General features: G+C 73.0%; 17 protein-coding genes. 12 read left to right on the top strand and 5 right to left on the bottom strand.

The annotated features are described in order from the left end of the window. Positions 1–106 precede the first annotated feature (106 nt). On the top strand, positions 107–5,632 hold the full coding sequence (pulA, locus tag ABD223_RS14375; RefSeq protein ID WP_344036681.1) for a pullulanase-type alpha-1,6-glucosidase: 5,526 nt from the start codon (positions 107–109) through the stop codon (positions 5,630–5,632). Positions 5,633–5,639: 7 nt separating this feature from the next. Here the strand turns inward: pulA and ABD223_RS14370 are convergent, their stop codons facing one another. Continuing rightward, positions 5,640–6,260, bottom strand: coding sequence for a hypothetical protein (locus ABD223_RS14370; RefSeq protein ID WP_344036680.1), 621 nt, complete (start codon positions 6,258–6,260; stop codon positions 5,640–5,642). A gap of 73 nt (positions 6,261–6,333) precedes the next feature. On the opposite strand from ABD223_RS14370, the gene ndk reads away from it, so the two are divergent. From ndk to ABD223_RS14345, 5 genes are all read left to right on the top strand, one after another. After that, complete coding sequence (ndk, locus tag ABD223_RS14365) at positions 6,334–6,744, top strand: nucleoside-diphosphate kinase (protein WP_344036679.1); 411 nt, start codon at positions 6,334–6,336, stop codon at positions 6,742–6,744. 127 nt (positions 6,745–6,871) lie between these two features. Next, positions 6,872–7,792 carry an ABC transporter ATP-binding protein gene (locus tag ABD223_RS14360; protein WP_344036678.1) on the top strand — a complete coding sequence of 307 codons (921 nt, stop codon included), beginning with the start codon at positions 6,872–6,874 and terminating at the stop codon, positions 7,790–7,792. A gap of 3 nt (positions 7,793–7,795) precedes the next feature. Next, a complete protein-coding gene (locus ABD223_RS14355) occupies positions 7,796–8,584 on the top strand; it encodes an ABC transporter permease (RefSeq protein WP_344036677.1) in 789 nt (262 codons plus the stop codon). Beyond that, positions 8,581–9,417, top strand: a complete 837-nt coding sequence (locus ABD223_RS14350) for an ABC transporter permease (protein WP_344036676.1) — start codon at positions 8,581–8,583, stop codon at positions 9,415–9,417. The genes ABD223_RS14355 and ABD223_RS14350 overlap by 4 nt, the downstream gene beginning before the upstream one ends. A gap of 46 nt (positions 9,418–9,463) precedes the next feature. Then, a complete protein-coding gene (locus ABD223_RS14345; protein WP_344036675.1) occupies positions 9,464–11,428 on the top strand; it encodes a TIGR03960 family B12-binding radical SAM protein in 1,965 nt (654 codons plus the stop codon). 41 nt (positions 11,429–11,469) lie between these two features. Here the strand turns inward: ABD223_RS14345 and ABD223_RS14340 are convergent, their stop codons facing one another. After that, positions 11,470–12,948, bottom strand: coding sequence for a S8 family peptidase (locus ABD223_RS14340; RefSeq protein ID WP_344036674.1), 1,479 nt, complete (start codon positions 12,946–12,948; stop codon positions 11,470–11,472). A 242-nt stretch (positions 12,949–13,190) separates the two neighbouring features. Here ABD223_RS14340 and ABD223_RS14335 point away from each other — a divergent pair, with 242 nt between their 5' ends. The 6 genes from ABD223_RS14335 to proB all read left to right on the top strand — a co-directional run bounded on the left by ABD223_RS14335 (position 13,191) and on the right by proB (position 20,759). Further along, positions 13,191–13,922, top strand: a complete 732-nt coding sequence (locus ABD223_RS14335; protein ID WP_344036673.1) for a TIGR03936 family radical SAM-associated protein — start codon at positions 13,191–13,193, stop codon at positions 13,920–13,922. A gap of 189 nt (positions 13,923–14,111) precedes the next feature. Next, complete coding sequence (locus ABD223_RS14330) at positions 14,112–17,129, top strand: translation initiation factor IF-2 N-terminal domain-containing protein (protein WP_344036672.1); 3,018 nt, start codon at positions 14,112–14,114, stop codon at positions 17,127–17,129. Positions 17,130–17,476: 347 nt separating this feature from the next. After that, positions 17,477–17,791, top strand: coding sequence for a 50S ribosomal protein L21 (gene rplU / locus ABD223_RS14325; protein ID WP_344036671.1), 315 nt, complete (start codon positions 17,477–17,479; stop codon positions 17,789–17,791). Positions 17,792–17,805: 14 nt separating this feature from the next. Beyond that, complete coding sequence (rpmA, locus tag ABD223_RS14320; protein WP_344036670.1) at positions 17,806–18,066, top strand: 50S ribosomal protein L27; 261 nt, start codon at positions 17,806–17,808, stop codon at positions 18,064–18,066. Between the two features lie 93 nt (positions 18,067–18,159). Continuing rightward, the gene (gene obgE, locus ABD223_RS14315; RefSeq protein ID WP_344036669.1) at positions 18,160–19,632 is read left to right on the top strand and encodes a GTPase ObgE; all 1,473 of its coding nucleotides are present in this window, start codon (positions 18,160–18,162) and stop codon (positions 19,630–19,632) included. A gap of 14 nt (positions 19,633–19,646) precedes the next feature. Further along, positions 19,647–20,759 (top strand): glutamate 5-kinase, encoded by a 1,113-nt coding sequence (gene proB / locus ABD223_RS14310; RefSeq protein WP_344036917.1) that lies wholly within the window; start codon positions 19,647–19,649, stop codon positions 20,757–20,759. Positions 20,760–20,885: 126 nt separating this feature from the next. On the opposite strand, the gene ABD223_RS14305 is transcribed toward proB, so the two are convergent. From ABD223_RS14305 to ABD223_RS14295, 3 genes are all read right to left on the bottom strand, one after another. Beyond that, positions 20,886–22,148, bottom strand: a complete 1,263-nt coding sequence (locus ABD223_RS14305; protein ID WP_344036667.1) for an MFS transporter — start codon at positions 22,146–22,148, stop codon at positions 20,886–20,888. Between the two features lie 82 nt (positions 22,149–22,230). Then, positions 22,231–22,758, bottom strand: coding sequence for a GNAT family N-acetyltransferase (locus tag ABD223_RS14300; RefSeq protein ID WP_344036665.1), 528 nt, complete (start codon positions 22,756–22,758; stop codon positions 22,231–22,233). Positions 22,759–23,025: 267 nt separating this feature from the next. Then, positions 23,026–25,104 (bottom strand): RecQ family ATP-dependent DNA helicase, encoded by a 2,079-nt coding sequence (locus ABD223_RS14295; RefSeq protein WP_344036662.1) that lies wholly within the window; start codon positions 25,102–25,104, stop codon positions 23,026–23,028. Positions 25,105–25,109 lie beyond the last annotated feature (5 nt).

Raw genomic sequence — 25,109 nt, 5'->3', positions numbered from 1 at the left:
TTGCAACCTTCTGGGCCTTGTTCCGCCCTCGTTGTCGTGATTTGGTGCACCTCGCCCCGGCGCTCGTCGGGTGGGGTTTGCAAGATCTTGCGACAAGGAGGTCGCGATGCGTCGGGCCGTCGCCGCACTCATCGCACTCGCCGTAGTGCCGTTCTCGCCACCGACAGCGGTCGCCGCGCCTGCGGCGGAGCGACTCGCCGTGGGCGCGGTCACCGACATCGCCCCCGGTGCGCGGGGCGACGACCGGAGGCTGGCGAAGGACGCCCTGCGCGGCGACCTGACCGGTGAGCGGTTCTACTTCGTGATGCCCGACCGGTTCGCCAACGGCGACCGCGCCAACGACCGGGGCGGCACGGACGAGGCCGACCGGCTCAAGAGCGGTTTCGACCCCGCCGACAAGGGCTTCTACCACGGCGGCGACCTCAAGGGGCTCCACGACAAGCTCGGCTACCTCGACGGCATGGGCGTCACCGCGATCTGGATGACCCCGATGTTCCGCAACCGCTGGGTGCAGGGCTCCGGCGACGACGCCTCGGCCGGCTACCACGGGTACTGGACCACCGACTTCACCCGGCTCGACCCGCACTTCGGCACCACCGACGACATGCGGCGGCTGATCCGCGACGCGCACCGGCGCGGCATCAAGGTCTTCTTCGACATCGTCGCCAACCACACCGCCGACCTGATCGACCACGCCGAGGGCGAGTACGGCTACGTCAGCACCGGCGCGGAGCCCTACCTGGACGAGCGCGGCAACCCGGTCGACATCGCCGAGATCGCCGGGCAGGAGGACTTCCCGAGGCTCACCGCGCCGTACACGCCGGTGGTCAAGGGCGAGAAGACCCCGGCCTGGCTCAACGACCCGCAGCTCTACCACAACCGGGGCGACTCGACGTTCAGCGGCGAATCCGCCGAGTACGGCGACTTCCACGGCCTGGACGACCTCATGACCGAGCACCCGACCGTGGTCGAGGGCATGAAGCGGATCTTCACCAGCTGGATCGACACCCTGGGCATCGACGGCTACCGCGTGGACACCGTCAAGCACGTCAACATGGAGTTCTGGCAGGCGCTCGCCCCGCACGTGAAGCGGTACGCGGAGCGGCGCGGCAAGCGCGACTTCTTCGTGTTCGGCGAGGTCTTCGACGCCGACCCCGCGGTCACCTCGCGCTACACCACCGAGGGCGGGATGCAGGCCGCGCTGGACTTCCCGTTCCAGAGCGGCGCGGCGACTTTCCTGTCCGGCGGCGGCGCGGACCGGCTCGGCCAGGTGCTGGTGGACGACGACCGGTACACCGACGCCGACTCCAACGCCTCCTCGCTGCCGACCTTCCTGGGCAACCACGACATGGGCCGCATCGCGTGGATGGTGCGGCAGAACCGGCCCGGCGTGCCCGAGGCCGAGCTGCTGGAGCGGCTTGAGCTGGGCAACGCCCTGATGTACCTGTGGCGCGGCAACCCGGTCGTCTACTACGGCGACGAGCAGGGCTTCGCGGGCGGCGGCGGCGACAAGGCGGCCCGCCAGGACATGTTCGCGTCCAGGACACCCGAGTACGCCGCCGAGGACCTGGTCGGCAGCGACCGGACCGGCGCGGTCGACAACTTCCGCACCGACCACCCGCTGTACCGGCAGCTGCGCGACCTGGCGCGGTTCGTGGACCGCGACCCCGTGTGGAAGGACGGCAACCAGTCGCTGGAGCTCGCCCGGGGCGACGTGATCGCGTTCAGCCGCACCGGCCGCTCCCAGCAGGTGGAGCACCTGGTGGTGGCCAACGCGGGCACCGCGCCCGCGACCGTCGAGGTGCCCGCGGCGGGCGCCGGCTACCGACCGGTCTGGCCGGCCGCCGGCTCGCAGGTCAACGCCGTCAACGGCAGGGTCGAGGTGACCGTGCCCGCCCTGTCCGCCCTGGTCCTCAGGGGCACGGGCACGCTGCGCGCCGCCACGCCCGCGCCGACGCTGGCCGTCCCGCCGACCGGGACGGTGCTGGACGACCGGGTCGAGCTGCGCGCCGACGGCGTCACCTCGCCGTACGCGCAGGCCACGTTCGCCGCGCGCGTCGAGGGGCAGCGCGACTGGCAGGTGCTGGGCACCGACGACGCCGCGCCGTACCGGGTGTTCGCCGACCTGGCGTCCCTGCCGGGCGCGGCGGTCGGCAAGACCGTCGAGGTCCGGGTCGTCGCGAAGGACGCCAGGGGCGACCTCGGCGCGGACGGCGCGAAGCTCGGCCTGGTCGCCGCGCCGCCGGTGCAGCCGCCGGCCGCCGGCTCCTCGGACTGGCTGGTCGTGCACTACAACCGCCCGAACGGCGACTACGACGGGTGGGGCCTGCACGTGTGGGGCGACGTGGAGGGCGCGCCGACGTGGGACGCGCCGCTGCCGTTCGCCGGCGAGACCCCGTACGGGCGGTTCGCCTGGGTGAAGCTGAAGCCGGGCGCGCGCTCGGTCGGGCTCATCGCGCACAAGGGCGACGAGAAGGACACCGACGGCGACCGGTTCGTCGACCCGGGCGCCACACCCCAGGTGTGGCTCAAGCAGGGTGACGCGGCCGTGCACGCCAACGAGGTCGCGGCCACCGGGCGGGCCGTGGTGACGCACCTGGGCGACCCGACCGGCGCGGTGGTCCGCGTCGGCACGACCGACCACCCGTTCACCGGGGGAGTGGCGACCGTCCCGACCACCTCGCCGGTCGAGTTCTCGGTGGTGCGGGACGGGACCGTCGAGGCCACCGGGCGCACGGCCGGCCGGGCGTGGGTGAACGGTGGCGCGGTGCGCGCGAGCCGGGCCGCGGCGGAGAACCGCGCGGTCATCCACTACCACCGGCCCGACGGCGACTACACCGACTGGACCCTCTACCACTGGACCGGCTCGCTGGAGCCGAGCCCCGGCTGGAACCAGTCGCGCGTGCCGGACGGCTCGGACGGGTTCGGCGTCTTCTGGTCGGTGGCGCTGGAGCCCGGCGCGGCGGGGCTGAGCAACATCATCCACCGCGGTGACGCCAAGGACCCCGGCGCGGACCAGTTCCTGGACGTCACCGGCACCGGCCACGAGGTCTGGCACGTCTCCGGCTCGGCCAAGCCGGACGGCTCGATCTCCTACGTGCTGCCGCCGTCCGGCGGCGAGGGCGTGGAGGACGACCTGACCAGGGCCAAGGCCATCTGGGTGACCAGGGACCTGGTGGTGTGGGACGTGCCGGTGGCGGCCTCCGACGGCTACCGCCTGGAGCACGACGGCAAGGTGCTGCGGCTGGAGCCGTCGGCGGAGGCGGTGCCGGAGCGGTTCCCGCACCTGCGCGGGCTGCCGGTGTTCCGGGTGCGCGACACCGCGCGGGTCGACGAGGCGCTGCGCGGCAGGCTGTCCGCGGTGCACGTCGACCCGGGCGGCGGCCTGCGGCACCGCACGGGCGTGCAGGTCGCCGGCGTGCTGGACGACCGGTACGCCGCCGAGGCCGCGAAGCTGACCTACGGCCCCGTGTTCGAGGGCGACCGGGTCACCGCGCGGCTGTGGGCGCCCACCGCGTCGTCGGTGCGGCTCCAGCTGTTCGACCGCCCGTCCGGCGACCCGGTCCGGGTCGTCGACCTCGCCCGGGACGACGCGTCGGGCGCGTGGTCGGCCTCCGGGGACTGGGAGGACCGCTACTACCGGTACGAGGTGACCGTCGCCGGGCGCGCGACGACCGTCACCGACCCGTACTCGGTGGCGCTGTCGGTGGACTCCACGCACTCGCAGTTCGCCGACCTCGGCGACGCCCGCACCATGCCCGACGGCTGGGGCGGCGAGGTGGCGCGCGGCCTCGGCGGCGACCCCACCGAGCACGGCATCACCGAGCTGCACGTGCGGGACTTCTCCATCGGCGACGAGTCGGTGCCCGCCGCGGACCGGGGCACGTACAAGGCGTTCACGCACCGGTCGTCGACCGGCATGGCGCACCTGCGGCGGCTCGCCGAAGCCGGGCTGGACACCGTGCACCTGCTGCCGACGTTCGACATCGCGACCATCCCCGAGAAGCGCGCCGACCAGCAGCGGCCGGCCTGCGACCTGGCCTCCCTGCCGCCGGACTCGCCGGCGCAGCAGGGGTGCGTGGCCGCGACGGCCGCGAAGGACGGCTTCAACTGGGGCTACGACCCGTTCCACTACGACGTGCCCGAGGGCTCTTACGCCACCGACGACGCGCAGGACGGCTGGGCCCGGACCAGGCAGTACCGCGAGATGGTGAAGTCGTTGCACGCCAACGGCAACCGCGTGGTCGTGGACGTGGTCTACAACCACACGGCCGCCCACGGCGACGCGCCGACGTCCGTGCTGGACAAGGTGGTGCCCGGCTACTACCAGCGGCTCAACCCCGACGGCACGGTGGCCAACTCCACGTGCTGCTCCAACACCGCGACCGAGCACGCCATGATGGGCAAGCTCGTGGTGGACTCGGTGGTGCGCTGGGCCCGGACGTACAAGGTGGACGGCTTCCGGTTCGACCTGATGGGCCACCACCCGAAGGAGAACGTCCTGGCGGTGCGGGCGGCGCTGGACGCCCTGACCGTCGAGCGCGACGGCGTGGACGGCAGGGCGATCCGCGTCTACGGCGAGGGCTGGGACTTCGGCGAGGTCGCCGGCGGCGCCCGGTTCGAGCAGGCCACCCAGGCGAACCTGGCGGGCACCGGCATCGGCACGTTCAGCGACCGGCTGCGCGACGCGGTGCGCGGCGGCGGCCCGTTCGACGAGGACCCGCGGGTCCAGGGCCTGGCCTCCGGCCTGGCGGGCGACCCGAACGGCTCGCCGGCCAACGGCGACGTGGCCGCGCGGCTGGCCAACTACACCGACCTGGTGAAGCTGGGCATGGCGGGCAACATGGCGTCCTACCGGTTCGAGTCCACCTCCGGCGGCGTGGTCGGCGGCCGGGACGTGCCGTACAACGGCTCGCCCGCCGGGTACACCGGCGGCCCCGCCGACGTGATCACCTACGTGGACGCGCACGACAACGAGACGCTGTTCGACTCGCAGGTGTTCAAGCTGCCGGCCGGCACGTCGATGGCGGACCGGGTGCGGATGCAGAAGGTGGCGCTGGCCCCCGTGCTGCTGGGCCAGGGCCAGCCGTTCCTGCACGCGGGCGCGGAGTTCCTGCGCTCGAAGTCGCTGGACCGCAACAGCTACGACTCCGGCGACTGGTTCAACCGCTACGACCCGTCGTTGCGGGACAACGGGTTCGGGCGCGGCCTGCCGCCGGCGGCGGACAACGAGGACAAGTGGCCCCACTCGGCGCCGCTGCTGGCGGACGCCGCGCTGAAGCCGTCGTCGGAGGACATGCGGGCGGCCGTGGACAACACGCTGGAGCTGCTGCGGATCCGCCGGTCCTCGCCGCTGTTCACGCTCGGCGACGCGGCGCTGGTGCAGCAGAAGCTGTCGTTCCCGGCCGCCGAGCCGGGCGTGGTGGCGGCGCTGCTCGACGACGAGGCGGGCCCGGACGTCGACCCGGCCCTCGACGGGGTGCTCGTGGTGGTGAACCCGTACCCGGTGGAGAAGTCGGTGACCGTCGCCGGCGACTGGCGCGACCACGAGCTGAGCGGCGACCGGGCGGTCGTGGCCGACGGCTCGGTGCGCGTGCCCGCCCGCTCGGTGGTGGTGCTGACGCGCTGGTGATCGCCCGTCAGTGATCGGCGAGCTCGACGCGTGACCGGACGTCCTCGGCGCGCAGGATGCGGAACCCCCGCTCCTGCGCGCCGAGCACTTTCAGGAACCCGGGACTGGTCTCCACCACGTAGGCCTCGAAGGTCTCACCGGTGGTCTCCACGCGCTCGCGCGGCACCCACGGCGTGGCCACCACCGCCGCCACGACCAGCGCCACGGCGCCCACCACCCAGCCGAACCGCCGCAGCACGAACACCGCACCCGACCACCGCCTGACCAGCACCAGCACGGCGGTCAACGCCACCGCGGCCACCGGCACCCACCAGCGGTGGTAGGTCAGCACGTGCGCGACCAGGAACGCCACCAGCACCGCCACCGCCAACGGCGCCGCGCGCGACCTCGTGCCGACCGCGTAGAAGACCGTCAACGGCACCATCAGCACCAGCAGCGCGCTGCTGATGCGCGAGTCGGCCATGAACGTGCCCAGGAACAGCCCCGGCGCGTCCTCCAGGTCCAGGGTGTGCAGCAGCGCGAACGCCACGTGCCAGTCGTAGTGCGACACCGCGAGCAGGCGCAGCAGCACGAACATCACGGCGGCCGCCGTGACGGCGGGCGCCAGGTGGGGCTTCTCGGTGGTCACGGCGGACACTGTGGCAGCCCCGGCTACCCTTGGCCGCAGTTGCACGAATCCCCACGAAGGAGTATCGACCGCCGTGAGCGAGCGCACCCTGGTCCTGGTCAAGCCCGACGGCGTCAGCCGCGGCCTGGTCGGCGAGGTCATCTCCCGCATCGAGCGCAAGGGCCTCAAGCTGGCCGCCCTGGAACTGCGCGTCGTGGACCGCGCGACGGCCGAGCAGCACTACGCCGAGCACGACGGCAAGCCGTTCTACAACGACCTGGTGGAGTTCATCACCGGTGGCCCGCTGGTCGCCGTGGTGGTGGAGGGCGCCCGCGCGATCTCCGCGTTCCGCCAGCTGGCGGGCGGCACGGACCCGGTGGAGAAGGCCACCCCGGGCACCATCCGCGGCGACTTCGGGCTGGAGGTCCAGTTCAACCTGGTCCACGGCTCGGACTCGCCGGAGTCGGCGGAGCGCGAGATCAAGCTCTGGTTCCCGAACCTCTGAGCTGCTGCCCCGACGGCCCGGACCGCTCGGCGGTCCGGGCCGTTCGCGTGCGGCCCGCCCCTCCACCGCTCCCGGTGCACGGGAAAACCGCGTCCTGCCTGTCGTACCCCGCCGCTACCGTGATCGCGTGACCACCACCCTCGTCGAGGCCGAGGCGCTGACCAAGCGCTTCGGCACGTTCGAAGCCGTCCAGGGGATCGATGTGGAGGTGCGCAAGGGCGAGGCGTTCGGCTTCCTCGGACCCAACGGCGCGGGCAAGTCCTCCACCATGCGCATGATCTCCTGCGTCTCGCCGCGCTCCGGCGGCGTCCTGAGGGTCCTGGGCATGGACCCGGACACCGACGGCCCGCGGATCCGCGCCCGCCTCGGCGTCGTGCCCCAGCAGGACAACCTCGACGACGAGCTGACCGTCCGGCAGAACCTGGAGGTCTACGGCCGCTACTTCGGGCTCAGCCGCGCCGCGGTGCGCGAGAAGGCCGTGGAGCTGATGGGGTTCGCCCAGCTCACCGACCGCGCCGACGCCGAGGTGGAGCCGCTGTCCGGCGGCATGAAGAGGCGGCTGACGATCGCCCGCTCCCTGGTCAACGACCCGGAGCTGCTGCTCCTCGACGAACCGACCACGGGCCTCGACCCGCAGGCCCGCCACCTGCTGTGGGACCGGCTGTTCCGGCTCAAGCAGTCCGGGGTCACGCTGATCATCACGACCCACTACATGGACGAGGCCGAGCAGCTGTGCGACCGGCTGGTGGTGATGGACGGCGGCCGGATCGCGGCCGAGGGGTCGCCCGGCGAGCTGATCCGGCAGCATGCCACCCGCGAGGTGCTGGAGCTGCGCTTCCCGCCGGGCGAGCAGAGCGCCGCCGAGGTGCGCGACCTGGCCGAGCGGGTGGAGGTGCTGCCCGACCGCGTGCTGCTCTACACCGCGGACGGCGAGGCGGCGCTGGCCGCGGCCCACGCGCGGGGCGTGCGGCCGGTGTCGAGCCTGGTGCGCCGCAGCAGCCTGGAGGACGTGTTCCTCCGGCTCACCGGCCGGACCCTGGTGGACTGACCGGTGGAACCACGCGTCCTGGGCTCGTTCCACGCCGCGCTGATCGCGGTGGAGAAGCACTGGACCTGGTACCGCCGCAACTGGCGGGCCACGGTCATCTCGAACTTCTTCCAGCCGGTGCTGATGCTGCTCGCCATGGGCCTGGGCTTCGGCTCCCAGGTCCAGGCGGGCCAGGCCACCGGCGGTCACCCGTACGTGGTGTTCCTCGCACCGGCGCTGCTCGTGCTCACCGCCGCGCAGAACGCCATGTTCGAGTCGACCTACGCGATCCTGTCCTCGTTCAAGTGGCAGAAGACCTACTTCGGCGTGGTGTCCACCCCGGTCACGCCCGCGCAGGTGCTGTACGGCCAGCTGCTGTGGATCGCGCTGCGCCTGGCCGTGTGCACCGCGGTGTTCCTGGCCGTCGCCGCCGCGCTGGGCGCGGTCACGAGCCCCTCGGCCGTGCTGGCGGTGCCGTTCGCGGTGCTGGCCGGCATGGCGTTCAGCGCGCCCGTGGTCGCCTTCACCGCGACCCGGGAGAAACCGGACTCGTTCAACGCCCTCTTCCGGTTCGTGCTGATGCCGATGACCCTGTTCACCGGCGCGTTCTTCCCGCTGGACCAGCTGCCCGCCTGGCTGCACCCGCTGGCCTGGGCCACCCCGGTGTGGCACGGCATCGAGCTGGCCCGCGGCGCCGCGTTCGGCACCCTCGGCGCGCTGCCCGCGCTCGGCCACGTCGCCTACCTGTGCGCGCTGGTGGCCGCGGGCGTCGCGCTGGGCCGCCACCACTTCCACCGGAGGCTCGCCGCATGACCCGCACCCTCGACCCCGTCGAACCGCGGAGCCGCGGCGGCCTGCTGTTCCGCGTCGTGCCGCCCGGCCTGTACGCGGGCCGCCCGCACGCCCTGGTCGAGCGCTCCTACCTGGTCAACCGGCGCGCGTGGATGGCGGTGGTCTCCGGTTTCTTCGAGCCGCTGTTCTTCCTGCTGTCCCTCGGGTTCGGCTTCGGGCAGCTCGTCGCCACCGTCCAGGGCCCGAACGGTCCGGTCGACTACGCCGCGTTCGTCGCGCCGGCCCTGCTCGCGGCGTCGGCGATGAACGGCGCGGTGTACGACGCGACGTTCGGCCTGTTCTTCAAGTTCAAGTACGCCAAGACCTACGACGCGGTGCTGGCCACGCCGATGGGCCCGGTCGACATCGCGGTCGGCGAGGCGGCGTGGTGCCTGATCCGCGGCGGCCTGTACTCGGCGGGCTTCCTCGGCGTGATGCTCGCGTTCGGCCTGGTCGACTCGCCGTGGGCGCTGCTCGCGCTGCCGGTGTGCCTGCTGGTCGCGCTGGCGTTCGCCGCCGTGGGCATGGCCGCGGCCACCTACATGCGCTCGTGGCAGGACTTCGACCTGGTCCAGCTGGCCGTGCTGCCGCTGTTCCTGTTCTCGACCACGTTCTACCCCCTGTCGGTGTACCCGGACTGGTTGCAGACCGTGGTCCGGTGCACGCCGCTGTACCACGCGATCGAGCTGCTCAGGGGCCTGACCAGCGGTTACGTCGGGTGGGGCGACCTGGGCCACGCCGCCTACTTCGTGGTGATGGCCGTGGTCGGGGTGGTCGTGGCGTCGCGCCGGCTGGGGAAGCTGCTGCTGACCTGAGCCGGGGCGGGCGGGCGGCTCCGCACCACCGGTTACCCTGGTCGGCGTGAGCGTCGAGTCAGTCTTCCCGGCCCTGGAGCCGCTGCTGCCCAGGGTGTCCAAGCCGGTGCAGTACGTCGGCGGGGAGCTCAACGCGACCGTCAAGGACTGGGACGCCGCGGCCGTGCGGTGGGCCCTGATGTACCCCGACGCCTACGAGGTCGGGCTGCCCAACCAGGGCGTCATGATCCTCTACGAGGTGCTCAACGAGCAGCCGGACGTGCTGGCCGAGCGGACCTACGCGGTGTGGCCCGACCTGGAAGCGCTGATGCGCGAGCACGGCGTGCCGCAGTTCACCGTGGACGGCCACCGCCCGGTCGGGGAGTTCGACCTGTTCGGCGTCAGCTTCGCCACCGAGCTGGGCTACACGAACATGCTCAACGCCCTCGACCTCGCGGGCATCCCGGTCCACGCCGCCGACCGCACCGAAGACCACCCGATCGTGGTGGCCGGCGGGCACGCCGCGTTCAACCCGGAGCCCGTCGCCGCGTTCGTGGACGCGGCCGTGCTCGGCGACGGCGAGGAAGCCGTCCTGGAGATCACCGACATCGTCCGGCGGTGGAAGGCCGAGGGCCGCCCCGGCGGCCGCGACGAGGTCCTGACCAGGCTCGCCGAGACCGGCGGCGTGTACGTGCCGCGCTTCTACGACGTGGAGTACCTGCCCGATGGGCGCATCCAGCGCGTGGTCCCCAACCGCGAGCGCGTGCCCTACCGGGTGTTCAAGCGCACCACGATGGACCTCGACGCGTGGCCGTACCCGAAGCAGCCGCTGGTGCCGCTCGCGGAGAGCGTCCACGAGCGGATGAGCGTGGAGATCTTCCGCGGCTGCACCCGCGGCTGCCGGTTCTGCCAGGCGGGCATGATCACCCGCCCGGTGCGCGAGCGGTCCATCGAGGGCATCGGCGCGATGGTGCAGCGCGGCCTGGAGGCGACCGGTTTCGAGGAGGTCGGCCTGCTGTCGCTGTCCAGCGCGGACCACTCGGAGATCGCCGAGGTCACCAAGGGCCTGGCCGACCGCTACGAGGGCACCAACACCAGCCTGTCGCTGCCGTCGACGCGCGTGGACGCGTTCAACATCGACCTGGCCAACGAGCTGTCCCGCAACGGCCGCCGCTCGGGCCTGACGTTCGCCCCGGAGGGCGGCAGCGAGCGCATCCGGCGCGTGATCAACAAGATGGTGTCGGAGGAGGACCTGATCCGCACGGTCAGCGCCGCGTTCAAGGCGGGCTGGCGGCAGGTGAAGCTGTACTTCATGTGCGGCCTGCCCACCGAGACCGACGACGACGTGCTCCAGATCGCGGAGATGGCGAAGAACGTCATCCGCGCCGGTCGCGAGGTGTCCGGTCGCAAGGACATCCGCTGCACGATCTCCATCGGCGGGTTCGTGCCCAAGCCGCACACCCCGTTCCAGTGGGCCCCGCAGTGCGACCCGGACACGGTCGACGACCGCCTGCGCAAGCTGCGCGAGGCCGTGAACTCGGACCGGGCGCTCGGCCGCAACATCGGCATGCGCTACCACGACGGCAAGCCGTCGCTGGTCGAGGGCCTGCTCTCGCGCGGCGACCGGCGCATCGGGCACGTCATCGAGCGGGTGTGGCGCGAGGGCGGCCGGTTCGACGGCTGGTCCGAGCACTTCTCCTACCAGCGGTGGGTGGACGCGGCGGCGGCCGAGCTGGAGCCGCTGGGCGTCGACCTGGCCTGGTTCACCACCCGGGAGCGCGAGGAGCTGGAGGTCCTGCCCTGGGACCACCTCGACTCCGGCCTGGACAAGGAGTGGCTCTGGGCCGACTGGCAGGACGCGCTGGACGAGCGGGAGCAGGACGACTGCCGCTGGACGCCGTGCTTCGACTGCGGCGTGTGCCCGGCGATGGGCACCGACATCGAGGTGGGCCCGTCCGGCCGCGCGCTGCTGCCGATCTCGCCGGTGGGCAAGGGCTCGCCCGTGCTCAACCCGGCGCTGGCCAAGCGCTGACCCGGTCCCGGGGCCCGCTCGGGCCCCGGGAATTTCCGGACCTAGTCCCGGACGGCCGCCAGCGCGTCGACCAGGCCGTGGCCGTAGAAGCCGTTGTACTCGGAGTAGCCGGTGCAGTAGGCGTCCTGCGCGCCGGTGCCGTTGAGGTCGTAGTCCGCCGGGCACGGCAGCGTCTCCGCCTGCTGGTTGAGCATCCGGTTCAGCTCCGGCGCGTCGGCCTGCGGGTGCCGGGACGCCAGCAGCGCGGCCACCCCGGACACGTGCGGCGCGGCCATCGACGTGCCGCAGGAGTAGTCGTAGCCCGCGGGCACGGTCGACAGCACGCACCCGCTCCGGCCGTCGTCGGGCTGCTGCTTGCGGTCGCCGCCCGGCGCGGTCACGTCCACCGCGCCCAGGCCGTACGAGCTGTACCCGGCCTTGACCTGGTCCGCGCCCACCGACGACACCGCCACCACGTTGCGCAGCTGCGCGGGCAGCACCAGGCACGAGCTGTCCACCGGCCGCGGCTTGACGTCCTCCGACGCGGCGTTGGTGGGGCTCTGCGGGTCCAGGGCCGGCTTGGTCAGGTCGGCCGCCGAGTTGCCCATGGCCGCCACGGTGAGCACGCCGCGCGCGGTGGCGTGCTCGACCGCGCGCCGCACCGCCTCGTAGACCACGGCCTGGCCCGCCTTGTCCTGGCAGGTGAACACCCAGGGGTCGATGAAGTAGCTGTTGTTGGTGATGGTCATGCCCCGCTCGGCGGCCCACATGAACCCGCACACCGCGTACTCGGGGTAGATGAACCCGTCGTCGTCCACGACCTTCACCGACGCGATCCGCACGCCCGGCGCCACGCCCGTGGTGCCCAGGCCGTCGTCCGCCGCCGCGATGACGCCCGCCACGTGCGTGCCGTGCGCGGACGTCGTGGGCGACCAGGCGGCCGTCGCGGGGTCCGCGACGCCCGTGGTGCAGCCCGCGGACAGCTCCGGGTCCAGGGCGCCGACCAGGTCCGGGTGCGTCGGGTCGATGCCCGAGTCGAGCACGCCGACCACCACGTCCCGGCTGCCGGTGCTCACCGCGTGCGCCTCGGCGGCCCGGATGAGGTCCATGTCCCACTGCTCGGCGGTGCGGTCCACCGCGCCCTCGGCCGTGCGGGTGCCGGCGACCTCGTCGCCGTCCTTCTTGCGGGCGGGCGCGCCGGTCCGCTTGGACAGGCCGTCGAGCTGCGCGCTGTAGGCCCGGTGCGGCCCGATCCGCGAGCCGAATCCGGGGTCGGCCGAGACCGCCACCGCGACCGCGATCTGCGGGTGGTAGCTGGTCGTGGCGCCGCACGCGGCGGCGATCCCGGCCTCGGCCAGCGGCGCGCTGGTGCCGGGCTCGAAGACGACCAGGTAGCGGAGCGCGGAGCCGTGCTCGACGCAGTCGGCGGGTGGTGGCGCCTCCTCGGGGGCGGCCTGGGCGTTCGCGCTCACCGCGAAGCTGCCCGTCGCGAGCAGCGCCGCGCTGACCGCGACCGCTCGGACGCGGCGGAGCAGAGGCACGGTGGACCTCCATGACTCAGACCGGTTCGACCGGCTGGCCGTCGATGTGACCCCTGTTGCCGGACGGTAGTCAGGCCGCGCGGTGCGGACAAGCTCAACGGTGTCGATCGGGTCCAAGGTACCGTCCTCGTGGAGCAGGAACGTGGACCGTTGGGGTGCTCACCCCCGAACGGGCACCACCCGGGTACCCAGGAGGAGTAGCACTGAGCCGCCAGCAGCAGCCCAATCCGTCGGCCGCGCCCGTGCAGAAGCTTCGGCTGCGCTACGCCAAGCGCGGCCGGTTGCGGTTCACCTCGCACCGCGACATCGCTCGGACCTTCGAGCGCGCCCTGCGCAGGGCCGGTGTGCCCATGGCCTACTCCCAGGGCTTCAGCCCTCACCCGAAGGTGTCATGGGTCGGCGCGGCGCCGACCGGCGTGGCCAGCGAGGCCGAGTACGTCGAGGTCCAGGTCGTGGAGCCGGTGGACCCCGCCGCGCTGCGCGCCGAGCTGGACGCCGCGCTGCCGCCGGGGCTGGACGTGCTGGAGGTCGTCGAGTCGGCGGGCGGCAACCTGCCCGAGCGCATCGACGCCGGCGCGTGGCGGCTGGAGCTGCCCGGCGTGTCGCCCGAACGGTTGACCGAAGCGGTGGCCGCGCTGCTCGCCGCGACGTCCGTCGAGGTGGAGCGCTTGACCAAGGACGGCCGCAAGGTGCTCGACGTCCGCCCCGCCCTCGTGTCGGCCCAGGTAGAGGCGCATTCGAGCGATGCGGGACACGATGCCGGGGATTTGTCACAACCGTGTGGGATACTCATGACGGTCGTACGGCAGACAACGCCTACCGTTCGACCCGACGACGTGCTGAGCGCGCTCAGAGTCGTCGCCGACCTGGTTCCGCCGGTGCCCGCGAAGGCGACCCGGATGGCGCAGGGGCGGCTCGACGACGATGGCGGCCTGGTCGACCCGCTGACCCCGGACAGGGCGGCGGAGGTCTGACCGAGCAGCCGGAGCGGCGCTGACGGCGTCGTCGAGGAGGAGCTGCAACCGACCTGCTGTGCCGCACGCCCCAGGCGGGCGCCACAGCGCGAGGCAAGGATTCCCGCCGCCAGCCGCGGCGGTGAGTGACGAGAGAGGCCCCTGCGCGGCCGCGTCGGTCGAGACGCGCCCGGGGGCGGAGGAGCTGCTTTGTCGAACACGGAAAAGCCCGCCGGCGGCGCCGGCGGGGGTAACGCCACACCTGTGCACCCCGACCTGTCGGAACTCCCGGCCAAGCTCCGGGTGCACGCGCTGGCGAAGCTGCTCAACGCGAGCAGCAAGGACGTCCTGGCCGCCCTCGCCGACCTCGGCGAGTCGGTGCGCAGCGCGCAGTCGAGCGTGAGCCGGGACCTGGCGCTCAAGGTTGCCGAGAGCCTGCTGAACTGGGACGACATCGTCACCGGCGAAGTGGACGAGCACACCGAGGAACCGGTGGTGGTGGCCCGCGACGTGGCGCCGCTCACCCCGCTGTTCGCACCGCCGTCGGCGGTGTTCCTGCCCCCGGCGCCCCCGGTGGTCGAGGCCCCGGTCGTCGAGGACGACGACGAGGCCGACGAGCTCGAGGGCGACGAGCACGGCGCCGATGACGCCGGTGACGAGGGCGAAGGCCGCCGTCGCCGCCGCCGCGGTCGGCGTGGTCGAGGCCGCGGCAAGGGCGTCGGCGACGAGCACGACGACGAGCAGGGCGCGGAGGAGGTCGCCGAGGCCCCGGAGGTCGAGGCCGAGGCGCCCGAGGAGCCCGCCGACGAGGACGAGGGCGAGGGCGGTTCCAGCCGTCGCCGCCGTCGCCGCCGCCGCCGCAAGACCGGCGCGGACGACGAGGCCGCCCCGACCGAGGACGACCCGCCGAACACGGTCGTGCACGTCCGCGAGACGCGCGACGCCCGCGACGACAAGGCCGACTCCGAAGCCGCGCAGAACGAGGTCCGCAGCGTCCGCGGCTCGACCCGGCTGGAGGCCAAGCGCCAGCGCCGCCGCGACGGCCGCGAGGCCGGCCGCCGCCGCGCCCCGGTGCTCTCCGAGGCCGAGTTCCTGGCCCGCCGCGAGGCCGTGGAGCGCACGATGGTGGTGCGCGAGCGCGGCGACCGCACCCAGATCGGCGTGCTGGAGGACGGCGTCCTGGTCGAGCACTTCGTCACCTCGGCCGGCTCGGGCTCGCTGGTCGGCAACGTCTACCTCGGCCGGGTGCAGAACGTGCTGCCCTCGATGGAGGCGGCGTTCATCGACATCGGCCGCGGCCGCAACGCGGTGCTCTACGCGGGCGAGGTCGACTGGGACGCGGCCGGCCTGGAGGGCAAGGCCCGCAAGATCGAGCAGGCCCTGTCGACCGGCGACAGCGTGCTGGTGCAGGTCACCAAGGACCCGGTCGGCCACAAGGGCGCCCGGCTGACCACGCAGATCAGCCTGCCCGGCCGCTTCCTGGTGTACGTGCCGGGCGGCGGCGCGACCGGCATCAGCCGCAAGCTGCCCGACAACGAGCGCAAGCGCCTCAAGGACATCCTCAAGCGGGTCGTCCCCGAGGACGCCGGCGTGATCATCCGCACCGCCTCGGAGGGCATCGCCGAGGAGGAGCTGGCCCGCGACGTCACCCGCCTCCAGGCGCAGTGGCAGGTCATCAAGGACAAGGCGGCCACGCCCAAGGCGCAGGCGCCCCAGCTGCTCTACGAAGAGCCGGACCTGCTGGTCAAGGTCGTGCGCGACCTGTTCACCGAGGACTTCTCCACGCTCGTCGTCCAGGGCTCGGACGCCTGGGACACCATCGACGGCTACGTCCGCCACGTCGCCCCGGACCTCCAGGAACGGCTGCGCAGGCACGTGGGCAACAACGACGCGTTCGTCGAGTACCGCATCGACGAGCAGCTGCTCAAGGCGCTGGACCGCAAGGTGTGGCTGCCGTCGGGCGGCTACCTGGTCATCGACCGCACCGAGGCGATGACGGTCATCGACGTGAACACCGGCAAGTTCACCGGATCGGGTGGAAACCTCGAAGAGACGGTGACGCGCAACAACCTGGAGGCGGCCGAGGAGATCGTCCGCCAGCTCCGGCTGCGCGACGTCGGCGGCATCATCGTGATCGACTTCATCGACATGGTGCTGGAGTCCAACCGCGACCTGGTGCTGCGCCGGCTGACCGAGTGCCTGGGCCGCGACCGCACCCGCCACCAGGTGGCCGAGGTCACGTCCCTGGGCCTGGTGCAGATGACCCGCAAGCGGGTCGGCACGGGCCTGCTGGAGGCGTTCTCGGCGACCTGCGAGCACTGCCGCGGGCGTGGCGTCATCGTGACGACCGAGCCGGTCCACACCCACGGTGGTGGTGGTGGCGGCAACGGCAACGGCGGTGGCCAGGCCCAGCAGCAGCAGCAACAGCAGGGCGGCGGCCGCAAGTCCCGCCGGGGCAAGTCCGCCGAGGTCGCCGAGCCGGTGGCGGAGCCGGTCGTCGAGGTGCCGCGCCCGGCGACCGGGCAGACCCCGCCCCCCGCCGAGGAGCCGCAGGCGGTGGCCGAGCAGCCCACGTCGGACGAGCCCCTGGCCGCCGTGATCGAGGAGGAAGCCGCGCCCGAGGCGCCCAAGCGCGAGCGCCGCCAGCGCCGCCGGGCCCGCCGGGAAGCCGGAGCCGTGGTCAAGCACGGCCCGGAGCACCCGGCCGAGACCGGCCAGGGCACGGATCAGGCCCCTGCCGCCCAGGCTCCGGCTGCCCAGGCTCCTGTCGTCCAGGCCCCCGCCGGCCAGGACTCCGCTGGTCGGGCTCCGGTTGCCCAGGCCTCCGCTGCCCAGCCCTCCGCTGGTCAGGCTCCTGCTGGTCAGGTTCTCGCAGGCCAGGCCCCCCAGGACCGGGCTTCCAAGGACCAGGCCCCCAGGGGCCGGGCCTCCAGGGCCCAGTCCCGGTCGGCGGCCGAGCAGCCGAAGGCCCCTGAGGCCCCGGCCGCCGAGCAGCCGAAGTCGGTCGAGCAGCCGAAGGCGGCCGAGCCGTCCAAGGCCGCCGAGCCGTCCAAGGTCGCCGCGGAGCGTCCTGCCGAGGCCGCCCCGGAGGTCCAGGTCCCGGAGCAGCCGCTCAACGGCCACGCCCCGGACGCCGCGCCCCCCGCGGCGACCGCCCGTCGCCGCGCCCCCCGGCGCGCCGCCTCCCGCCCGGCCGGTCCGCCGCTGGGCGGGGTCAAGGAAGCCTGACCCGAGCACAGCCGAAACGGCCGCCCTGTGGACAACGCCGAGTTGTCCACAGGGCGGCCGTTTCCAACCCGCACCGTCGGCGCCACGTGGTTGGCTGAGTGCGAGGGGGCCCCACCCGCGGGGGACCCCTTCGTTCGCGGCCGAGGCGCCCGGTGTTCGTGGCAGGGGCGTTGAGCAGCGGTTCTCAGGTCAACCCACCCCGGTTTGACCCCGCTGTCCACTGCCACGTAACCTGATACGCGGCCCGCCATCCGGTGGGCCCTGTCGCGTGAAGCCCAGCCCGCTCTTCCAGTGCGGCTCAGGCGCGCGCGTCCCGTCCCGTCGAGTAGCAGGAGACTTCCGTCCCGATGTACGCGATCGTCAAGACCGGCGGCAAGCAGTACAAGGTGGCTGTCGGCGACGTCATCGAGGTCGAGAAGCTCGAAGGCGAGCCCGACTCCGAGATCACCTTCGCGGCGCCGCTCCTCGTTGTGGACGGTTCCGACGTCACTTCCGACGCCGACGCCCTGGCGAAGTTCTCGGTGACCGGCAAGGTCGTCGAGCAGACCAAGGGTCCCAAGATCCGCATCCACAAGTTCAAGAACAAGACCGGCTACCACAAGCGCCAGGGTCACCGCCAGAAGCTGACCCGCGTCGAGGTCACCGGCATCACCGGTAAGTGAGGATCTGACTAGCCATGGCACACAAGAAGGGCGCCTCCAGCTCCCGCAACGGCCGTGACTCGAACCCCCAGTACCTCGGGGTCAAGCGGTTCGGTGGTCAGGTCGTCAAGGCCGGCGAGATCCTGATCCGCCAGCGCGGCACCAAGTTCCACCCCGGCGTGAACGTCGGCCGCGGCAAGGACGACACGCTGTTCGCCCTGTCCGCCGGTGCGGTGGAGTTCGGCGTCAAGCGCGGTCGCAAGACCGTCAACATCGTTCCGGCCGAGGTCGCCTGACCTGCAAGGCCGCGCACGAGCCTCGACGAGGGGCGGGACCGGTGCACTCCGGCTCCCGCCCCTCGTTTGATTCTGCTGAAAGGAAACACCCCCGTGTCCCGCTTCGTCGACCGGGTCGTCATCCACGCCGCCGCAGGTGACGGGGGCAACGGCGTCGCCTCCGTGCACCGCGAGAAGTTCAAGCCGCTGGGCGGCCCGGACGGTGGCAACGGCGGCAAGGGCGGCGACGTCGTGCTGGTCGTCGACTCGCAGGTGCACACGCTCCTCGACTTCCACTTCCGCCCGCACGCCGCGGCGGGCAGCGGCAAGGGCGGGCAGGGCGGCAACCGCGACGGGGCGAACGGCGCCGACCTCGAACTGCGCGTGCCCGACGGCACGGTCGTGCTCACGCCCGAGGGCGAGCTGGTCGCGGACCTCGTCGGCGAGGGCACCCGGCTGATCGCCGCCCAGGGCGGTCGGGGCGGCCTCGGCAACGCCTCGCTGGCGTCCAAGGCCCGCAAGGCCCCCGGGTTCGCCCTGCTGGGTGAACCCGGTGAGGCGCGCGACCTGGTGCTGGAGCTGAAGTCCGTCGCGGACGTGGGCCTGCTGGGCTTCCCGTCGGCGGGCAAGTCGTCGCTGATCTCGGTCCTGTCCGCGGCCAAGCCGAAGATCGCCGACTACCCGTTCACCACGCTGGTGCCGAACCTGGGCGTGATCACCGCCGGCGAGACCGTGTTCACCATGGCCGACGTGCCCGGTCTGATCCCGGGCGCGGCCGAGGGCAAGGGCCTGGGCCTGGACTTCCTGCGCCACATCGAGCGCTGCGCCGTGCTGGTGCACGTGGTGGACTGCGCCACCTACGAGCCGGGCCGCGACCCGCTGTCGGACATCGACGCGCTGGAGGCGGAGCTGGCCCAGTACACGCCGTCGCTGGCCGACGACCTGGCCGACCGGCCGCGCGTGGTGGTGCTGAACAAGATCGACATCCCGGAGGCCAAGGACCTGGCCGAGCTGGTGAGGTCGGACGTCGAGGCGCGCGGCCTGCCGGTGTTCGAGGTGTCCACGGCCAGCCGCGAGGGCCTGCGCGAGCTGACGTTCGCGCTGGCGCGGGTCGTGGAGGAGTACCGGGCGTCGCGGCCCAAGCAGGAGTCGACGCGGATCGTGCTGCGGCCCAAGGCCCTGGACGACCAGGGCTTCACGGTCGAGGAGGACCCGGGCGCGCCGGGCGGCTTCATCGTGCGCGGCGAGCGGCCCGAGCGGTGGATCCGGCAGACCGACTTCAACAACGACGAGGCCGTCGGCTACCTCGCCGACCGGCTGGCCCGCCTCGGCGTGGAAGAGGTGCTGGTCAAGATGGGCGCCGAGCCCGGCTGCCAGGTCACCATCGGCGACCTGGTGTTCGACTGGGAGCCCACCACGCCCGCCGGCATCGCCATGACCATGACCGGTCGCGGCACCGACGCGCGGCTGGAGCAGAACACCCGCGTCGGCGCGTCCGAGCGGTTGGCGGCGAAGAAGGCCCGCCGCCTGCCCGGTGAGTACGGCGAGCACGACGACGAAGAGGACGCCGAAGAGGACGACGAGTGATCGCCTCCACGGCGTTGTCGCCCGCCCGGCAGGCCGTGTCGGCGGCGTCCCGGGTCGTGGTGAAGGTCGGGTCGTCGTCGCTGACCACCGCCCAGGGCGGGTTGGACCGGTCGCGGCTGGACGCGCTGGTGGACGCCGTGGCGGCGCGCCGCGCGGCGGGCAGCCAGGTGGTGCTGGTGTCCTCCGGCGCGATCGCGGCGGGCCTGGCGCCGCTGGGCGTCACCCGGCGGCCGCGCGACCTGGCCACGCAGCAGGCGGCGGCGAGCGTCGGGCAGCTGGCGCTGGCGCACGCGTACGCGAACTCGTTCGGCCGGTACTCGCTGACCGTCGGGCAGGTGCTGCTGACCGCGGACGACGTCGTGCGGCGGGCGCACTACCGCAACGCGCAGCGCACGTTCTCGCGGTTGCTGGCGCTGGGCGCGGTGCCGGTGGTCAACGAGAACGACACCGTGGCCACCGAGGAGATCCGGTTCGGCGACAACGACCGGCTGGCCGCGCTGGTGGCGCACCTGGTGGGCGCGGACGCGCTGTTCCTGCTCTCCGACGTCGACGCCCTGTACGACGGCGACCCGCGCCGCCCCGGCGCCCAGCGCGTCACCGAGGTCGGCGGCCCGTCCGACGTGGACGGCGTGCGCGCGGGTTCGGCCGGCGCGTCCGGCCTGGGCACCGGCGGGATGGCGTCCAAGCTGGCGGCGGCCCGCCTGGCGGCGTCGGCGGGCATCCCGGTGCTGCTGGCGGGCGCGGCGGACGCGACGCGGGCGCTGAGCGCGGCGGACGTCGGCACGGCGTTCGCGGTGACCGGCCCGAGGCTGACCGCGCGCCGCTTCTGGCTGGGGCACGCGGCCGGCGCGACCGGCAGGCTCCGGCTGGACGACGGCGCGGTCGCCGCGGTCGTCGGCCGCCGGCGGTCGCTGCTGGCGGCGGGCATCACGGACGTGGAGGGCACGTTCGAAGCCGGTGACGTGGTGGAGCTGGTCGACCCGTCGGGCCACGTGGTGGCGCGCGGCGTGGTGGCGTTCGACGCCGCGGAGCTGCCGGGCCTGATCGGCCGCAAGAGCGCCGACCTGCCCGCCGAGCAGCGCCGCGAGGTCGTGCACGCGGACGACCTGGTGCCGCTGCGGCCGTAGGTCCGCTGCCACGGGCTTGTTGCCGGCCCCGTCGGACCTGTCACAGGCCCCGCGCAGAACCGTCCCGGGTCCCCGCGCAGGCCCGTCCCAGTCCCCGCACAGAACCTGTTACAGGCCTCGTCGCGGTCAGCGCAGCTCGATGCCCTTGGTCTCCGGCATGGTGGCGATCACGAGGAACGCCACGACCGCCGCGATCCCCACGTAGAGGAAGAACGCGCCGCCGATCCACTGGATGACCAGGGGCGCGGTGCCGCCGAACAGCGCGACCGTCAGGTTGTACCAGGAGCCGATGCCCAGGGCCCGCAGCTCGGTCGGGAACAGCTCGCTCATCACCGCGGGCGCGATGGACGTCATCGCGGTGTAGAGGCCGAGGCCCACGCAGAACACGATGAGCAGGTTGCCCACACCGGGACCGATCAGCGCGGACAGCGGCACCACGAGCAGCGCCGTCGCCCCGGACCAGCACAGCAGCTGGGGCTTGCGCCCGTAGCGGTCCGCCAGCGCGCCCATCGGGTACTGGAGGGCGATGAACAGGGCGGTCGCGATCGACAGGGCGAGGAACACGTCCACCGCGTCCGCGCCGCGCTGGGTCACCGCGAACGGCGTCAGCGCGCTGAAGAACGTGTAGTAGCACAGCGTCGACAGCATGCTGAACCCGACGAGCCGCCCCACGGCCGCGGGGTGCTCGCGCAACGTCATCAGCAGCGGCCGCTCCAGCTGCCGCGCCTTCGCCTTGTTGTGCTCGAACTGCTCGGTCTCCTCCAGGCTCCGCCGCATCCACAGCCCCACCAGGCCCAGCACCCCGCCGATGAGGAACGGCACGCGCCACCCCCACGACGACAGCTGCTCGGGGCTGAGCGTGCGCGCCAGCACGAAGCCCAGCAGCGACGCCACCAGCACCGCCGCGCCGGTGGAGATGTAGAAGAACGCCGAGTACCGCCCCCGCCGCCCCGGCGGCGCGATCTCCGCCAGGTACGCCGACGCGTTCGACACCTCACCACCCAGCGACAGGCCCTGCGCGATGCGCGCGAGCAGCAGCAGGACCGGCGCCAACCACCCGACCTGCGCGTAGGTGGGCAGCAGGCCGATCGCCACCGACCCGCCCGCCATCAGCACGATGGTCAGCAGCATCGCCTTCCGCCGCCCGCGCAGGTCGGCGAAGCGACCCAGCAGGTAACCGCCCAGGGGCCGGAAGAAGAACGCGATCGCGTACGCCGCCAACGTGTTGATCAGCGCGAGCCGCGCGTCCTCCTTGGGGAAGACCTGCGTGGCGAAATAGATGCTGAAGGTGGCGTAGATGCTCCAGTCGTACCACTCGATGGCGTTGCCGATCGACGCCGCCACGAGCTTGCGCACGGGCAGGCGGTGCTGGGCGCCGACGACAGCCATGGTTGGACACAACCACAAAGTCGCCGGAGTCGGTAGATCCTCCACCGAACCGCCGAAGCCGGGGTCACACCCCTTCACCAGTTCAGATCATGTGCTCCCTCCACTCCTCGGCCAGCAACGCGAACAGCAGGTCGTCGGTCCACTCGCCCTTCGCCCACGTGCTCCGCACCCGGTGCCCCTCCTGCCGGAACCCGAGCCGGGTCAGCAGCCGTGCGGACCGCTCGTTGCGCGCGTCGCACTCGGCGGCCACCCGGTGCAGCCCGCGCTCGTCGAACAGGTGCTCCAGCAGTCGCCGCACGGCTTCCGTCGCGTACCCGCGTCCCTGGTGCGCGGTCGCCAACGTGTAGCCGATCTCCGCCTGCATCCGGTTGTGGTGCAGGTTCACCCCGACATCGCCGACCAGCTCGCCGCTCACCTCGACGGCGAACTGGAACCACCCCGGTCCGGTCGGGTCGAGCACCCCGACCTCCCGCACGAACTCCTCGGCCTGCACCAGGGAGAACGGCGCTTCCCACCCCTGGTAGCGAGCCACGTGCGGGTCGGACCGGTACTCGGCGAGCACCGGCGCGTCAGTCATCACGAACGGACGCAGCACCACTCGTTCCGCCATCAACCTCACCCCATCACCACCGGCCCACCCCCTCGCTGTCGATCTCACGCCTGGCCGCCGGCCTGATGCCCCGGCCACGACCTCGCACCACCGCGGTTCTCACCCGCGGTCGGATCTCGCTCTCACCTGCCACCACCGTTCCCGCCTGCCGGCGGACCCGCTCGCCGCCGACGCCACCCGTTGCCGCCGCCACTTGCACCGCCGCCCATCACCGACACCGCTCGTCGCCGCGCCGTCCGTCAGGGGCCCGTGCCCTCGCCGCCGACCTCATGCCGTCACCGCCAAGGCGAACGGCAACACCGCCGTCGCTCCCGCCCGGCGCAGCTCCCGCGCCGCCACCGTCATCGTCCAGCCGGTGTCGACCCGGTCGTCCACCAGCAGCACCGGTCCGTCCACACCGGACAGATCAGGTCCGCTCACCTCCCGCACCAGCCCCGCCAACCGCTGCGCGCTGTTCGCCCGGTGCGTCGACTCGCCCAGCCACACCTGCCCGAGCAGCGGCAACCGCCCCACCGACGCGATCCGCTGCCCGAAGCTGCCCACCAACCCCGGCCTCGTCCGCGACCCCACCGTCACCACACCCACCGGCCGCTCGGCCCAGCCCCACGCGGCCAACACCTTCACGCACGCGGCGAACACGTCCTCCGGCAGCTCCCGGTCCTCCTCGGCGAACAGCGCCCGCAACCGGTTGCCCCAGCCGATGTCGGTCAACCGACCCAGCGCCCGGCCCGTCGACGCGGCCTCGCCCGCCGGGATCTTCCCGGACAGCGCCACCCCGGCCGCCGCCATCCCCGTAGGCCACATCTTGCGCGGCTCCACCTCCACGCCCGGTCGGAGCAGCCGTTCCCGCGCCGCCGACGCCGCCGTCTCCGACACCTCCGCCGAGGGCCGCACACCCGTGCAGTTGTCGCACCGCCCGCACGGCGCCGCGTGCGGGTCGTCCAACTGCCGCAACAGGAACTCCATGCGGCAGCCGTCGGTGGCCAGGTAGTCGAGCACCGCCCGCTGCTCGACCCGCCGGGCCTCCTCGATCCGCCCGTACCGCTCGGCGTCGTAGGACCACGGCCGCCCCGTCGACACCCACCCGCCGCGAACCCGCCGCACCGCCCCGTCCACGTCGAGCACCTTGAGCACCACTTCGAGGCGGGTGCGCGACAATTCCACTATGGGCTCCAGGGCGGCTGTTGACATCGCTCGATCCGGTGACAATGCGTCGAGCACCTGCCGCACCACTCGTTCGGGTGGAAAGGCGAGCGACGCGAAGTACGCCCAGATGTCCCGGTCCTCCGGGCCGGGCAGCAGCAGCACCTCGGCCCGCTCCACGCCGCGCCCCGCCCGCCCGATCTGCTGGTAGTAGGCGATGGGGGAGGCCGGCGCGCCGAGGTGCACCACGAAGCCCAGGTCCGGTTTGTCGAACCCCATGCCCAGCGCCGAGGTCGCCACCAGCGCCTTGACCCGGTTGGCCAGCAGGTCGGCCTCGGCCCGCTGCCGCTCGGCCGGGTCGGTGCGCCCCGAGTACGCCACCACCTCGTACCCGCGCGAGCGCAGGAACGCCGCCACGTCGTCCGCCGCCGCCACGGTCAGCGCGTAGACGATCCCCGACCCGGGCAGCTCGGCCAACCGCTCGGCCAGCCACCCCAGCCTGACCTCGGCGGTCGGCAGCCGCACCACCGACAGCCGCAGGCTCTCGCGGTCCAGTGGCCCGCGCAGCACCAGCGCGTCCGCGTCCGCGCCGAGCCCCAGCTGCTCGGTCACGTCCCGCACCACCCGGTCGTTGGCGGTGGCCGTGGTGGCGAGCACCGGCACCCCCGCGGGCAGCTCGGTGAGCAGCGTCCGCAGCCGCCGGTAGTCCGGCCGGAAGTCGTGGCCCCAGTCGGAGATGCAGTGCGCCTCGTCCACCACCAGCAGCCCCGCCGACGCGGTCAGCGAGGGCAGCACCGAGTCCCGGAAATCCGGGTTGTTCAGCCGTTCGGGCGACACCAGCAGCACGTCGACCTCGCCGGCCGCCACCCGGTCCTGCACGTCCTGCCACTCGTCGGTGTTGGCCGAGTTGATCGTCGCCGCGTGCACGCCCGCCCGCGCCGCGGCCTCGACCTGGTTGCGCATCAGCGCCAGCAGCGGCGACACGATCACCGTCGGGCCCTCGCCCAGCGACCGCAGCAGCGCCGTGGCGATGAAGTACACCGCGGACTTGCCCCACCCGGTCCGCTGCACCACCAGCGCCCGCCGCCGGTCGGCGACCAGGGCGTGGATCGCCGTCCACTGGTCGTCGCGCAGCACGGCCGAAGGGCCGGCCAGGGCCCTCAGCCGTTCCTCTGCCAGTTCGCGGAGCGCACCGTCGTCCATGTCGA

Source organism: Saccharothrix xinjiangensis (assembly GCF_039527585.1).
Classification (GTDB): Bacteria; Actinomycetota; Actinomycetes; order Mycobacteriales; family Pseudonocardiaceae; genus Actinosynnema; species Actinosynnema xinjiangensis.
This window is presented reverse-complemented; position numbering and strand designations above follow the sequence as displayed.